The organism is Actinophytocola sp. (assembly GCF_035712165.1).
Lineage (GTDB): Bacteria > Actinomycetota > Actinomycetes > Mycobacteriales > Pseudonocardiaceae > DASYTH01.
Genome location: NZ_DASTBH010000468.1, coordinates 1 through 14337, shown reverse-complemented (window position 1 = coordinate 14337; position 14337 = coordinate 1). Strand labels below are relative to the sequence as shown.

Sequence of the window (14337 nt, the reverse complement as noted above, 5' to 3'; positions counted from 1 at the left end):
GTCAGCGCCCCCTGGGCCTTGGCGATGCGGGCCACCACCGGGGCGCCCCCGGTGCCGGTGCCGCCGCCCTCGCCGGCAGTGACGAACACCATGTCGGCGCCCTTGAGGACCTCCTCGATCTCCTCCCGGTGGTCCTCGGCGGCCCGGTGGCCGACGTCCGGGTTGGCCCCGGCGCCCAGGCCGCGGGTCAGCTCCCGGCCGATGTCGAGCTTCACGTCGGCATCGGACATCAGCAGGGCCTGCGCGTCTGTGTTGACCGCGATGAACTCGACGCCCTTGAGCCCGACCTCGATCATCCGGTTGACAGCGTTGACCCCGCCGCCGCCGATGCCGACGACCTTGATCACGGCAAGGTAGTTGTGCGGGGGTGTCATCGCCCTTCGCCTTCCTGGATCGAGACCGGGCGGCAAACCCTGAACCTCTACTAGAGGTTGAAAGTTATGTCAACCCGGAACGTTGGTCTGACGTTAGGCACCCCGGCTTGTCCGATCCAGCCGCCACGCCGTGCGCACCCCGGTCCGTTGGAAAGCAATGTCCGCCGCATTCCTAGGAAACGGTGGGGAACGACGGGGTGGCCACGTCGTACACCTTGCCCTCGCGGGTGAGCAGCGCGCCGAGCACGGCGGCCTTGCGCTCGGACTCGTCCGCGCCGCCCCACTTCACCAGCCGCCCGTCGCCCAGGATCAGCTGTACGTTGCCCGGCGTCTTCGCGGTGACCTCGACCACCTGCGCCTGCAACTGGTGCGGGATCGCCTCCAGCACCGCCAGCGCGGCGGTGGTGGCCGGGTCGTCCGGGCGCGCCGAGCCCACGGTCAGCTTGGGCAGGCCGGGCGGCGCCGTGCGCACCACGTCGTAGTCCATCCCGGTGCGGTCCACCAGATGCGTGCCGTCCGAGCCGGACACCACCGCCACCGGGGACCGCTCGGTCACCTCGATCACCACGGTGCTGGGAAACGACCGGGACACCCGCACCGCGAACACCTTCGGCATCCGGGCCACCCGGGCGTGCACGCCCTCGGTGTCCAGCCGCAGCAGCGGAGTGCCCGGCTCGACCGCGGCGACCGCCCGCACATCGGCGGCGTCGATCGTGGTCACGCCGGTCACCTCGACCGAGCGCACCCCGGCCAGCGGGGTGAACAGCACCAGGGCGACCAGGCCGAGCACGCCCGCCAGCACGGCGAGCGCGATCAGGCGGCGGCGCAGGAACTGCCGGCGGTCCGGGCGGGCGGGGGGCGAGTCCGGCACGGTCGCCCGCCTGCCGGTCCGCCCCCGCACGCCGCTGGTCACCGGCGGTCCAACTCGGCAAGCAACTCCGGCCCCAGCATGGTCACGTCGCCGGCCCCCATGGTGATCACCAGGTCGCCGTCCTCAACCAGCCCGGCCACCAGCGCCGGCACCCGCTCGAACGACGGCTCGTAGTGCACCCGCTCCTTCGGCAGGTCGATCGCGCCGGCGATCAGCGCACCGCTCACGCCCGGCTCCGGGGCCTCCCGCGCGCCGAACACGTCCAGCACCACGACCTCGTCGGCCAGCGCCAGCGCGGCGGCGAACCGGTCGGCGAACAGCCGGGTCCGCGAGTAGAGGTGCGGCTGGAAGATCACCACCAGCTTGCCAGGCGCCGCGACCGGCCGGCTGGCCCGCAGCTGAGTCTCCACTTCGGACGGATGGTGCGCGTAGTCGTCGTAGACCCGCACCCCGCCGGCCTGTCCCTTCAGCTCGAACCGGCGCCGCACCCCGCCGAACGCCGCGATCCCGGCCAGCAGCCCGTCCAGCGGGGCGCCAAGCTCCAGCCCGGCCAGCAGCGCGGCCACCGCGTTGAGCGCCATGTGCTCCCCCGGAACCGCCACGCCCAGCCCGATCTCCTTGCCGGCCAAGGAGATCCGCGCCACGCCGCCGCGGTCGGCCGGGCGGTGGTCCAGCAGCACGACGTCCGATGTGGACCGTCCGTACCGGCGCACCCGCACGCCGGACGCCTCGGCCCGCTCGGCCAGCGCCGCCGAGCCGGGATCGTCCGCGCACGCGATCAGCAGCCCGCCCGGCTCGATCCGCTTGACGAACTGGTCGAAAACCGCCTCGTAGGCGTCCACCGTGCCGTGGTGGTCGAGATGGTCGGCCTCCACATTGGTCACCACCGCCACCCACGGCGCGAACGCCAGGAACGACCCGTCGCTCTCGTCCGCCTCGGCCACGAAGATCTCGCCGGAACCGTGGTGGGCGTTGGCGCCCGACTCGTTGAGATCGCCGCCGATCGCGAACGAGGGGTCCAGCCGGCAGGACTGCAGCGCCACCGTGAGCATCGAGGTGGTGGACGTCTTGCCGTGCGTGCCGGCGATGCAGGCCACCCGGCGCCCGGTCATCAGCGCGGCCAGCGCCGCCGAGCGGTGCAGCACCGGCACCCCGCGCCGCCGGGCCTCGACCAGTTCCGGGTTGGTCTCCTTGATCGCCGTGGACACCACGACGGCGGTCGGGCCGCCGTCGAGCAGATCCAGGTTCTCCGCCGCCTGCCCGACCGCGATCCGCGCGCCCTGCACCCGCAGCGCGTCCACCGCCCGGGACTGCTTGGCGTCCGAGCCCGACACCGCCCGGCCGCGGGCCAGCAGGATCCGGGCGATGCCGCTCATCCCGGCCCCGCCGATCCCGACCAGGTGCGCGCGCTCCAGCGGGTCGGCGGTCACTTCCGCACGACCTCGAGCACCATCCGGGCCAGCACGTCGGCCGCCTCACGGTGGCCGCTGCCCCGGGCCGCCGCGCTCATCGCCGCGAGCCGGCCGGAGTCCCGCAACAGCGGGATCACCAGGTCGGTGATCGTGGACGCGGTCAACTCCGCGTCGTCGACCATCAGCGCACCGCCGGCGTCGACCACCGGCCGGCCGTTGAGCGCCTGCTCGCCGTTGCCGTGCGGCAACGGCACGAACACCGCGGGCAGGCCCACGGCGGACACCTCGGCCACGGTCATCGCGCCGCTGCGGCACAGCACCGCGTCGGCCGCCGCGTAGGCCAGGTCCATCCGCTCCAGGTAGGGCACCGCGACATACGGCGGCGCGCCGGCCACCTCCTGCACGGCCAGGGTGTTCTTCGGGCCATGCGCGTGCAGCACGCCGATCCCGGCGTCGGCCAGCTCGCGTGCCGCACCGGACACCGCCGAGTTCACCGAGCGGGCGCCCTGCGAACCGCCGAACACCAACAGCGTCGGCGCGGTCGGGTGCAGGCCGAAGTGCGCGCGGGCCTGCGCCCGCAGCGCCTCCCGGTTCAGGCTGATGATCGAGGTCCGAAGCGGGATGCCGATCACGTCGGCGTTGGGCAGCCCCGAGTCCGGCACCGCGGCCGCGACCCGCTCGGCCATCCGCGCGCCGATCTTGTTGGCCACCCCGGCCCGGGCGTTGGACTCGTGCACCACGATCGGCAGCCGGCCCCGGGCGGCCAGGTAGGCCGGCAGCGCCACGTAGCCGCCGAAACCGACCACCACGTCGGCGCCGACCCGGTCCAGCACCTCCCGGGTGATCTTCACCGCGGCGCGCACCTTGAGCGGCAGCCGCAGCAGGTCCAGGTTCGGCTTGCGCGGCATCGGCACCGGCGGGATCAGCTCGAGCGGGTAGCCCCGGGCCGGCACGATGGTCCGCTCGAGCCCCCGCTCGGTGCCCAGCGCCACCACCCGGGCGTCCGGCCGCTGCCGCAGCACGGCATCGGCGAGCGCCAGCGCGGGCTCGATGTGCCCGGCGGTGCCACCTCCCGCCACCACGACACACGGACCCCGGCGACTTGCCTCACTCAACACGCCCTCCTTGTCGGCCCCGTGGCACAGGGCCCGGCACTCCCCGGCGCACCGGCTTGCGCTTGGTCGGCGGCTGGTACGGATCGGGTGCCGGCAGCCGCAACAGCCGGCCGAATCGGCCTGGCCCCTGAGAGCGTAGTGCGGCCACCGCTTCGGGCTCATGGCGCGCACAGTTGGCCAGGATCCCGAACACCATCAGCGTGATCACCACCGAGGTGCCGCCGGAGGAGATGAGCGGCAGCGTGATGCCGGTGACCGGCAGCAGGCCGACCACGTAGCCGATGTTGATCGCCGCCTGGGCCACCAGCCACACGGTCAGCGTCGCGGCCACCATCCGGATCCACGGGTCGATGTTGCGGGTGGCGATCCGCATCCCGGTGATCGCCAGGGCCGCGAACAGACCCAGCACCAGCAGGCAGCCGAGGAACCCCAGCTCCTCGCCGATCAGCGCGAAGATGAAGTCGTTGTGCACGTTGGGCAGGTAGGAGTACTTCGACGGCCCCTGACCGAGCCCCTTGCCGAACAGCCCGCCGTCGGCCAGCGCCAGCACCGCCTGCCGGGCCTGGTACGCCGCGCCCTCCGGGTCGTCCTCCGGGCGCAGGAACGACAGCACCCGGGACAGCCGGTAGCTGGTGCCGACCGCCAGCAGCAGCACGCCGGCCAGCGCACCGAGGGCGAGCGCGCCGAACAGCCGCAGCGGCGCGCCGGCGAACCACAGCAACGCGATCAGCACCACGCCCAGGGTGATCGTGCCGCCGAGGTCGGGCTGCAGCATCACCAGCGCGAACATCATCAGCGCGGCCGGCACGATCGGCACCAGCAGATGCCGGAACTGGTAGAGCACGGCCCGCTTGACGATCAGGATGTGCGCCCCCCACAGCGCCAGGGCCAGCTTGGCCACCTCGATCGGCTGGAACGAGACCGGGCCGAAGGTGAACCAGCTGCGCGTCCCGTTGACCGTGGACCCCAGCGGGGTGAGCACGGCGATCAGCATGGCCACACTGATCAGCAGGCCGATCGGGCTCAACGCGCGCACCCGGCGCAACGGCACCCGCAACGCGACCCAGAACAGCACCAGGCCGGCCAGCACGTAGCTGACCTGCTTGAGGAACACCGTGTAGACCGACGACCCCGGGCCGCTGTTGAGCGAGTACACCGCCGACGCCGAGAGCACCATGACCAGGCCGAGCACGGTCAGCAGCGCGCCGATCGCGAGCATCAGGTGGAACGAGGCCAGCGGCCGGCCCAGCCACGCGGTCAGGGCCGAGCGCACGGCGGCCAGCCGGCCCCGCCGGGCGGGATCGGGCCGCTTCGGGTCCGCCGCGGTCCCCTCGGGCGCCACCGGCTCCCGGCGGCCCCGCTCGACCGTGGTCATCAGGACACCTCGTGCAGCCGCCGCACGGCGGCCACGAATGCCTCTCCCCGCTCCGCGTAGTCGCGGAACATGTCCTGGGACGCGGCGGCGGGCGCCAGCAGCACCACGTCACCGGGCCGGGCCATGCCGCTCGCCGCACGCACCGCTGCCATCATGGGCTCATCGTCTCCTGGAGCCACCCGGTGTGTGGGGACCTGCGGCGCGTGTCGCGCAAGCGCCGCCAAGATCACGTCCGCGCCGTCGCCCAGGACCACGGCGCCGCGCAGCCGGGGGGCCGCCTCGGCGACCAGCTCGTCGACCGACGCCCCCTTCAGCAGCCCGCCGGCCACCCACACCACCGACGGATAGGCGGCCAGCGAGCCGGCCGCCGCGTGCGGGTTGGTGGCCTTGGAGTCGTTGACATAGCGCACGCCGTCCCAGTCGCCGACCGGAACCGCGCGGTGGTCCCCGGGCCGGAACCCGGACAGGCCGGCCCGCACCGCGTCAGCGCCGATCCCGTGGCAGCGCGCCAGCGCGGCGGCGGCCAGCGCGTTGGCCGCGTTGTGCAGCCCCGGCGCGGCGATGTCGGCCACCGGCACCAGCGGCTGGTCACCGTCGACCAGCACGCCGTCGACGATGCCGAACCGGTGCTCACCGGGCTCGTCGAGGGTGAACGCGACCGGGTTCGGATGCCCGGCGGCCAGCAGCGTCGACCACACGTCGTCGGCGTTGTAGACCGCGGTGCCCGCGCCGGCGTGGATCCGGCCCTTGGCCGCGGCGTAGGCGTCCATCGAGCCGTGCCAGTCCAGATGGTCCTCGGCCACGTTGAGCACCACCGACACCGCCGGGCGTACCGAGCTCTGCCAGTGCAGTTGGAAGCTGGACAGCTCGACGGCGAGCACCTCGTGCCCGGCCAGCACCGCGTCGATCACCGGCAGCCCGACGTTGCCGCAGGCCACCGCGTCGCGCCCGGCCGCGCGCAGGATCTCGGCCAGCATGCCCACGGTGGTGGTCTTGCCGTTGGTGCCGGTCACCGCGAGCCAGACCGGCTCCCGGGCCACCCGCCAGGCCAGCTCGACGTCGCCGATCACCTCGATGCCGGCCTTGGCCGCCGCGGCCAGCAACAGGCTCGACGGGCGCCACCCGGGGCTGGTCACCACCAGGTCGGTGCCGGGCGGCGGCGCGGCCAGGCCCGGCGCGAGCGTGGCGGCCGGGTTCAGGTCGGTGAGCCGGTCCGGGTCGGCGTCCGCGACGGTCACCCGGGCGCCCATGCCGACCAGCGCCTCGACCACCGAACGGCCGCTCACCCCGGCCCCGGCCACGACTACCCGCTGCCCCTCGAACATGGCTGTCACCTCCGGCCCGGGAACCTGGTGGTGCGGACGACGCGGCCGGCCGCCGCCAACAGGTCACGCATCTCAGCTACCCACGGAGGTGAGCCACTCGCTGTAGAACAGCCCCAGCCCGAACATCGCGCAGATTCCGGCCAGCAGCCAGAATCTGATGATCACAGTGGTCTCCGCCCAGCCGGCCAGCTCGAAATGATGATGGAACGGCGCCATCCGGAACAGCCGGCGGCGCGACGTTCGGAACACCGCGATCTGCAGCATCACCGACAGCATCTCGACCACGAACAACCCGCCGACCACGACCATCAGCAGTTCGGTGCGGGTGGTGATGGACAACCCGGCGACCAGACCGCCGAGCGCCAGCGAGCCGGTGTCCCCCATGAAGATCTTGGCCGGCGCCGCGTTCCACCACAGGAAGCCGATGCAGGCGCCCATCGCCGCGGCCGACACCACCGCCAGGTCCAGCGGGTCGCGCACGTCGTAGCAACCGATCGTCGGGTTCTCGGCGCCGCAGTTGTACCGGAACTGCCAGAACGAGATCACCGTGTAGATCGCGAAGACCAGCGCCGAGCTACCGCCGGCCAGGCCGTCCAGACCGTCGGTGAAGTTCACCGCGTTGGACCAGGCCGCCACCGCGATGTAGCAGAACACGATGAACCCGACCGTGCCGAACGAGATGATCGCGATGTCCCGCACGAAGGACAGGTGCACCGAGGCCGGGCTGAGGTTGTGCTCGTCGGTGAACTGCAGCGCCAGGATCGCGAACACCACCGCGACCAGCAGCATCCCGATCATCTTGCCGGTCTTGTTCAGGCCCAGGTTGCGCTGCTTGCGGATCTTGATGAAGTCGTCGAAGAAGCCGACCGTGCCCAGGCCCGTGGCCAACAGCAGGACCAGCAGCCCGGACGCGGTGGGCGCCTCGCTCTTGTCCGAGGACATCGCGTTGATGATGTGCGCCACCAGGTAGCCGGACCACATCGCGACCAGGATCGCGACGCCGCCCATGGTCGGGGTGCCGCGCTTGGACTGGTGCCCCTGCGGACCCTCCTCGCGGATCTCCTGGCCGAAGCCCTGCCGGGAGAAGAACCGGATCAGGTACGGGGTGAACAGGATCGACACGACCAGGGCGATCGCCCCGGCGATCAGGATCGACTTCACGGCGCCGCCGAGCCCTGGGCATCACCGGCGAGCAGGGCGTCGGCGACCCGCCACAGGGCGGCCACCTTGGATGCCTTGATCAGGACCACGTCGTCCGGCCGCAGTTCGGACGACAGCAGCGTGACCGCCGCGTCGACGTCCGGCACCAGCACAGCGTTCGCTCCCTTCCCGCCGGCCACCATCGGCCCGGCCGGTTCGCCGACCACGACCAGCCGCTCCACCCCGAGCCGGGCGGCCAGCCGGCCGATCTCCTCGTGGGCGGCGTCGCTCTCCGCCCCCAGCTCGCCCATCACGCCGAGCACCGCCCATGATCTACGGCCGGTTCCGGCCATCGCGGCCAGGGTGTGCAGTGCGGCGCTCATCGACTCCGGGTTGGCGTTGAACGAGTCGTTCACCACGGTCACGCCGTCCGGCCGGGTGGTGACCTCCATCCGGCGGGCCGAGCGCCGGCGCGCCGCCGACAGCCGCGCCGCCGCCTCCGCCGGGCTCGCGCCCAGCTCGATCGCCACGGCCGCACAGGCCAGCGCGTTGCCGATGTGGTGGGCGCCGTGCAGGGCGAGCCGCACCCCGGCGGTCCCGCCCGGGGTCACCAGCTCGAAGCTCGCCCGGGCCTGCTCGTCCAGCTCGATCCCGGCGGCCCGGACCGTCGCGCCGGGGCCGGTGCCGACCAGCACGACCCGCGCCGAGGTCCGCTCCGCCATCCCGGCCACGATCGGGTCGTCGGCGTTGAGCACCGCCACGCCGTCCGCCGGCAGCGCCTCGACCAGCTCGCCCTTGGTCCGCGCGATCTCCTCGCGGGAGCCGAACTCCCCCAGGTGCGCGGTCCCGACGTTGAGCACCACGCCGATCCGCGGCTGCGCGGTGGCGCACAGCGCGGCGATGTGCCCGGGTCCGCGGGCGGACAGCTCCAGCACCAGGTAGCGGGTCCACTCGTCGGCCCGCAGCACGGTCCACGGGTGGCCCAGCTCGTTGTTGAACGAGCCGGGCGGGGCGACCGTCGGCCCCATCGGCTCGAGCACCTGGGCCAGCAGGTCCTTGGTGGAGGTCTTGCCGGACGAGCCGGTCACGCCGACCACGGTCAGCCCGGCCCGGGTCAACCGGTCGGCCACCTCGCGGGCCAACTCGCCGAGCCCGGCCAGCACCGCGGCGCCGGAACCGTCGGAGTCGCCGGTCAGCGCCACCGAGCGGCGGTGCGCCTCGTCCACCGGGGGGACGATCACGGTCGGTCCGGACACCTCGCGGGCGGCCAGCACGCCGGTCGCGCCGGCCGCGATGGCCCGCGCGGCGAAGTCATGGCCGTCCACCCGCTGGCCGGGCAGGGCCACGAACAACCCGCCGGCCATGATCTCCCGGGAGTCGAACTCGACCGGCGCGGTGACCGGCTCGTCGCCGCGCGCCCGGTGCAGCCGGCCGCCGACCGCGCGGGCGATCTCGCCCAGCGTCATCGGGATCATCGGCGCATCCGGTGCTCGATCGCCCTGGACAGCTCGTCCCGGTCGGAGAACGGGTGCACCACCCCGGCGATCTCCTGCCCGGTCTCGTGCCCCTTGCCGGCGATGACAACCACATCGCCCGGCCGGGCCCGCGCGACCGCGGCCTCGATGGCCGCCTTCCGGTCCCCGATGTCGATCACCTCACCTCGTTGGTCGGCCGGCACCTGCTCGGCCCCGGCGCGCATCGCCGCCCGGATCGCGGCCGGGTCCTCGCTGCGCGGATTGTCGTCGGTGACGATCAGCAGGTCACTGCGCCGGGTGGCCGCCTCGCCCATCATCGGCCGCTTCGCCGTGTCCCGGTCCCCGCCGCAGCCGAGCACCACGATCACCCGGCCGGACGTGCGGGCGCGCACGGCGTCCAGCGCGAGGGCGACGGCGGCGGGTTTGTGAGAGTAGTCCACGACCGCGGTGAAGTCCTGGCCCAGCGTGACCCGTTCCATCCGGCCGGGGACCCGCACGGTGGCGAGGCCGGTCAGGATGTCGTCCGGCCCGATCCCCGCCTCGGTCAGGCAGGCCGCCGCGACCAGCGCGTTGGCCACGTTGAACCGGCCGGGCATGGGCAGGGTCGCGGGCAGCACGAGGCCGTCCGGCCCGTGGATCACGAACGACTGCTCGCCGGTGATCGAGGTGGTGTAGGCGGTCGCGGTCCAGTCGGCGGTGCCCTCGGCGGCCACCGTGACCGTCTGCGGGGTCAGCAGCCGCCGGCCCCAGTCCCCGTCCACGCAGACCACCGCGCTCGCCGACCGTCCGTCGAACAGCAACGCCTTGGCCTGGAAGTAGTCCTCCATGTCGGTGTGGAAGTCCAGGTGGTCCTGGGACAGGTTGGTGAACGCGCCGATGGCGAACCGGGTGCCGCTCACCCGGCCGAGCGCGAGCGCGTGGCTGGACACCTCCATCGGCACGTGCGTCACGCCGCGCTCGATCATCACCGCGAGCAGCGCCTGCAGGTCGGGGGCCTCGGGCGTAGTGAACGCGCTGTCCAGCCGCTCGCCGGCCACCCGGGTCTCCACGGTGCCGATCAGCCCGGTGGTGCGGCCGGCGGCCCGCAGCCCCGACTCGATCATGTGCGTGGTGGTGGTCTTGCCCGACGTGCCGGTCACGCCCAGGACCGCGAGGCGCTGCGAGGGCTCGCCGTAGATCCGGGCCGCGACCGGCCCCAGTGCCTGGCGCGGGTCGTCGTGCACCAGCACCGGCACACCCGCCGCGCGCACCTCCGCGGACTCTGCGCCGGCCGCGTCGGTGAGCACCGCGACCGCACCGGCCGCGACGGCGTCCCCGGCGAACCGCGCGCCATGCACCTTCGATCCGGGCAGCGCGGCGAACAGATCCCCGGCGAGCACCTGCTGGGCACGCAGCGTGGTCCCGGTCACGGCCACCGCGGGCGCGTCCGGCGACAACCGGGCGCCGATGCGTTCGGCCAGTTCAGCCAGGGAAACGGCGGCGGTCTTGGTGGGTCGGGGTGGCGCCGTGGCGGCCTTGCCGACCAGCTTGGCGGGCACGTCGCGAGAGGCTACCTGCGCCCGTTCGGACCACACCCGGCCGGGGTGATCGATTTCCAACCGGTTACCGGAAACCGGCCTTGTCGAGCTCGTCGAGCAGGGCGGGCTTGCGGCGGTGGCGGGTGCGCAGGACGGCGAGGAACTCGGTGAACTCGTCGAGGCGGGCGCACTGGGCGGCGGCGGCGCGGAGCTCGGTGAGCAGGGCGGCGGCCTGGCGGTAGTGGGTGCGGCCGGTGCGTTCGGCGGACTCCTGGACCAGGGCCCGGTAGCCGGGCAGGACGTCGGCGGGGTGGCGGGTGACCCAGCGTCGGGCCACCTCGAGCCAGACCGGGCGGGTGCAGCCGTACTTCTCGGCGGCTTCCCAGGCGGCGTCCAGCTCGCCGTCGTCGAGCAGGGCGCCGACCAGGGCGTCGCCGGACACGGTCAGCACGTCCAGGGCCCACGGCCGGACCTCCGGCCAGCGGGCCAGCAACTCGGCGGTCTCCCGGAGCTTCGCGTACTGCTCCCGGGTCGGCAGCGCGGACAGCTGCGAGCGGCGCAGCTCCAGCGCGTCACCGCCGCGCCCGCCGTCCAGGTAGGCCTGCACCAGGAACTCGGCCAGCCACGAGGCCTGCTCGCCGGCGGCGACACCGAGGAACGCCGCCGGGCTGGGTAACCGCTCCGCGGTGAGCTCGGCCGCGACCGGCTCCGCCCGCGGCTGGGTCAGCCGTTCGCGCATCACCAGCAGGGTCAGGGCGCGCCGGATGTCGCCGTCCTCCGTGCGCTTGTCCCACGCCTCGTCCAGCAGCGCGCGATAGGCCGCCAGACCGCTGTCGCCCAACGCGTCGACGAACGCGGCCAGCTCGACCGCCGGCCAGCCCGGACTGTTCACCTCCAGCTGGAACAGCCAGGCGGCCAGCCGCGCCGGGTTCGGCCGGGCCTGGCTGCACGCCCAGGCGTAGAGACCCAGCGCCCGCTGGCAGGCGGCGCTCACCAGGCCGGACCCGTCGTCGATCAGCAGCATGCTTTCGGTGATCCGCTCCACCGCGCGCCGGGCCAGCGGCCGCGCCTCCGCCGCGTGCCCCGACTCGACCAGCTCGACGATGGTGTCCAGCAGTTCCCCCGCCGTCCTGGCGTACTCCAGGCTGCCGTCGTGATCCACGGCGCCCCGCACCGCCAGCGCCGAGTCCAGCTGCCGTTGCAGCACCGCGACCACCGGCCCGCCGCCCGCCGGCGGCACGTCGTCCTCGCCCAGCAGCACCATCCCGACCGCGACGCAGTGTTCGCAGAACCCGCCGGCCACACCGAGCGGGCAGCCGCACTCGCCGACCAGCCCGGGCGAGGCCGGACCGAGGAACACGTCGTGCGACCCGAGATCGGCCACGACCGCCTCGATGCCCTCGGCGGTCCGGTGCACCGAGCCGACGGCGCCGGTCAGCTCCCGGCCGCGGGCGAACGTCGCCGCGCCGGCCGCCATCCGGAGATCGACCTCGCTGAACCAGACCACGCTTCCATCAAACCCGAACCCCCTGACATTCGCGGGCTACGGAAGCTGAAGCGGCACAACCGGACTCTGCTCCTTCGACATGGGGATGGAGTACGTCTGCGCCAGGAACGAGGCGATGTCGTGGAACAGCGGAGCCGCCGACCGGGCCTCCACGCTGCCGTGCGGCCCGTCCAGCATGATCCCGACCACGAACCGCGGGTTGTCGGCCGGCAGGATGCCGGCGAAGGTGATCCAGTACTGGGAGTCGCTGTAGTGCCCGGTCCGGTCCACCTGCTGCGCGGTGCCGGTCTTGCCGGAGATCTGGTAGCCGACCAGTGCGGCGTTGGGCGCGGTGCCGGAGTTGCCGTTCGGCGCCTTCTGGGTCACCGCGCGCAGCATGTTCCGCACGGTCTCCGCGGTCTGCTCGCTGACCACCCGCACGCCCTCCGGGCGCGGCTCCGGCACCCGGGTGCCGTCCGGGTTGATCTTCGCCTGGATGATCCTGGGCGGCACGCGCACCCCGCCGTTGGCGACCGTCTGGTACATGCCGGCCATCTGCAGCACGGTCATCGACAGGCCCTGTCCGATCGGGAGGTTGCCGAAGGTGCTGCCGGACCACTGCCCGCGCGGCGGCACCCGGCCGGCGCTCTCGCCCGGCAGCCCGACACCGGTGCGCTTGCCGAGTCCCAGCCGGTTGAGCATGTCCGCGTACCGGTCCGGCCCGACCTCCTTGGCCAGCATCAGCGTGCCGACGTTGGAGGACTTGGCGAAGATGCCGGTCGTGGTGAGGTTGACGAGCCCGTGGTCCCAGGCGTCGTGGATGCGCCGGTCGGCGAACTGGATCTGGTCGGGCACCTGGAGCACCCGCTCGGGGTTGGTGGTCCCGTACTCGATCGCGCTCAGCGCGGTGACGACCTTGTTCACCGAGCCGGGCTCGTAGGGCGTGGTCACCGCCAGGTCGTTCATCGCGTTGAGGTCGAACGACTTCGCCGTCGGGTCGAAGGTCTTGTCGTTGGCCAGGGCGTAGACCTCGCCGGTGTGCGCGTCCATGATCACCGCGCTGGCGTTCTTCGCGCCGGAGCGCGCGGCGTAGTCGGCGACCCGCTGCTGCAGGAAGTACTGCAGGTCCGCGTCGATGGTGAGCTGCAGGTCGGTGCCGTCGGTGGCGGCCTCCAACTCCCGCTCGGTGCCCGGGATGATCACACCGCTGCTGTTCTCGGTGTCCACGATCATCCGGCCCGGTTTGCCGGCCAGATCGTTGTCGCGCAACAACTCCAGCCCGGCCAGCCCGTGCAGGTTGTGCTTCTCGGGGTCCGGGTCGTCCATCCGCCAGTTGGCCACCCCGACGATGTTGGAGGCCAGCGTGTGCCCGGGGTACTGCCGCTCCGCGCGGTACTCGACGTTGATCTCGGGGATCTTCTTCTGGATCTCCCGGGCCTTGGCCGGTTCGACGTTGTCCACCAGGTAGACGAACGACGTGTCGCGGCGCAGCTTGTCCACCACCTCCTGCTCGTTGACCTGCGTGCCGAGCGTCTCCCGCAGCACCCGGCCGACGTAGGCGGCCCGCTCGTCGTAGCTCACCGACGTCCGGTTCTTCCGGTTGAACGCCTCGATCTCGCGACGCTGCGGGTTGGGCCGGTAGGCGAGCACCCGCGACTCGACGCTGAACGCCAGCTTCATCCCGTTCCGGTCCGTGATCGCCCCCCGGGTGGCCGGGATGTCGATCTCGGTGGCCCGCTGCGACTCCGCGCGCGCGGCCAGGGCCGCGGCCTCGAAGCCCTGTACCTGCACCAGCCGCAGACCCGCGGCGACGAGCGACGTGACCAGCAGCAACCGGACGATGATCAGGCGCCGACGACTGTCCCCGGGCCGGCGGCGCTTCGGCGGCCGGACCGGGCCGGGTCTGGGTCGAAGCCGGACTCTGGGTCTGAGCCGGCGTTTGCGCCGGACCGGCGGGGGCGGCGCCCGGCGCGCGGTCGGCCGCCGCACCGGGCGACCGCCGCGAACGCGTCGCATCAGCCGACTCCCGCCTGTGGTCCGGCGGGTGCCTGCTGGGCCGGGTGCTGTTCGGGCGCCTGTTGTTGCTGCCCGGCCGGTTGCTGGGCCGCGGCCGGATCGGGTGCGGGGGCGGGCGGGGGCGGGGCCGGCTGGGTCGCCACCCTCGGCTCGCCGACCAGCGCCACGCTCCCGTCCGGCTGCACCACCAGGCGAGCCGGTTCGCCGGGGAACACCATGCCCAACTCCTTG

The 14337-nt window shown here is 73.2% G+C and carries 10 protein-coding genes and 2 pseudogenes; all 12 read right to left on the bottom strand.

The features are described 5' to 3' along the window. A pseudogene (locus VFO68_RS26255) lies at positions 1 to 374 on the bottom strand (cell division protein FtsZ); the annotation flags it as partial. A gap of 172 nt (positions 375 to 546) precedes the next feature. Next, positions 547 to 1287 (bottom strand): cell division protein FtsQ/DivIB, encoded by a 741-nt coding sequence (locus tag VFO68_RS26250; protein WP_325161058.1) that lies wholly within the window; start codon positions 1285 to 1287, stop codon positions 547 to 549. Further along, positions 1284 to 2621: a UDP-N-acetylmuramate--L-alanine ligase gene (murC, locus tag VFO68_RS26245; protein ID WP_414635577.1), complete on the bottom strand. Its 1338-nt coding sequence runs from the start codon at positions 2619 to 2621 to the stop codon at positions 1284 to 1286. The genes VFO68_RS26250 and murC overlap by 4 nt, the downstream gene beginning before the upstream one ends. A gap of 50 nt (positions 2622 to 2671) precedes the next feature. Then, on the bottom strand, positions 2672 to 3772 hold the full coding sequence (gene murG, locus VFO68_RS26240) for an undecaprenyldiphospho-muramoylpentapeptide beta-N-acetylglucosaminyltransferase (RefSeq protein WP_325161056.1): 1101 nt from the start codon (positions 3770 to 3772) through the stop codon (positions 2672 to 2674). After that, positions 3765 to 5147: a putative lipid II flippase FtsW gene (gene ftsW, locus VFO68_RS26235; protein ID WP_325161055.1), complete on the bottom strand. Its 1383-nt coding sequence runs from the start codon at positions 5145 to 5147 to the stop codon at positions 3765 to 3767. The genes murG and ftsW overlap by 8 nt, the downstream gene beginning before the upstream one ends. Continuing rightward, positions 5147 to 6472 carry a UDP-N-acetylmuramoyl-L-alanine--D-glutamate ligase gene (murD, locus tag VFO68_RS26230; protein ID WP_325161054.1) on the bottom strand — a complete coding sequence of 442 codons (1326 nt, stop codon included), beginning with the start codon at positions 6470 to 6472 and terminating at the stop codon, positions 5147 to 5149. Before murD ends, ftsW begins: the two co-directional genes overlap by 1 nt. 72 nt (positions 6473 to 6544) lie before the next feature. Further along, positions 6545 to 7633 carry a phospho-N-acetylmuramoyl-pentapeptide-transferase gene (gene mraY / locus VFO68_RS26225; RefSeq protein ID WP_325161053.1) on the bottom strand — a complete coding sequence of 363 codons (1089 nt, stop codon included), beginning with the start codon at positions 7631 to 7633 and terminating at the stop codon, positions 6545 to 6547. Beyond that, positions 7630 to 9087 (bottom strand): UDP-N-acetylmuramoyl-tripeptide--D-alanyl-D-alanine ligase, encoded by a 1458-nt coding sequence (locus VFO68_RS26220; RefSeq protein WP_325161052.1) that lies wholly within the window; start codon positions 9085 to 9087, stop codon positions 7630 to 7632. Before VFO68_RS26220 ends, mraY begins: the two co-directional genes overlap by 4 nt. Continuing rightward, entirely contained in the window at positions 9084 to 10625 is a 1542-nt protein-coding gene (locus VFO68_RS26215) for a UDP-N-acetylmuramoyl-L-alanyl-D-glutamate--2,6-diaminopimelate ligase (RefSeq protein WP_414635576.1), read from the bottom strand. The genes VFO68_RS26220 and VFO68_RS26215 overlap by 4 nt, the downstream gene beginning before the upstream one ends. Positions 10626 to 10689: 64 nt before the next feature. Beyond that, entirely contained in the window at positions 10690 to 12111 is a 1422-nt protein-coding gene (locus tag VFO68_RS26210) for a hypothetical protein (RefSeq protein ID WP_325161051.1), read from the bottom strand. Positions 12112 to 12147: 36 nt separating this feature from the next. Beyond that, entirely contained in the window at positions 12148 to 14106 is a 1959-nt protein-coding gene (locus tag VFO68_RS26205) for a penicillin-binding protein 2 (RefSeq protein WP_325161050.1), read from the bottom strand. Beyond that, positions 14106 to 14337 (bottom strand): annotated as a pseudogene (locus VFO68_RS26200) (hypothetical protein); the annotation flags it as partial. The gene VFO68_RS26205 and the pseudogene VFO68_RS26200, both read right to left, overlap by 1 nt.

Coding starts and splice junctions, on each gene's coding strand:
- VFO68_RS26205 (WP_325161050.1), bottom strand. CDS start 14,106: ATGCGACGCGTTCGCGGCGGTCGCCCGGTGCGGCGGCCGACCGCGCGC.
- VFO68_RS26220 (WP_325161052.1), bottom strand. CDS start 9,087: ATGATCCCGATGACGCTGGGCGAGATCGCCCGCGCGGTCGGCGGCCGG.
- murC (WP_414635577.1), bottom strand. CDS start 2,621: ATGAGCGGCATCGCCCGGATCCTGCTGGCCCGCGGCCGGGCGGTGTCG.
- murD (WP_325161054.1), bottom strand. CDS start 6,472: ATGTTCGAGGGGCAGCGGGTAGTCGTGGCCGGGGCCGGGGTGAGCGGC.
- ftsW (WP_325161055.1), bottom strand. CDS start 5,147: ATGACCACGGTCGAGCGGGGCCGCCGGGAGCCGGTGGCGCCCGAGGGG.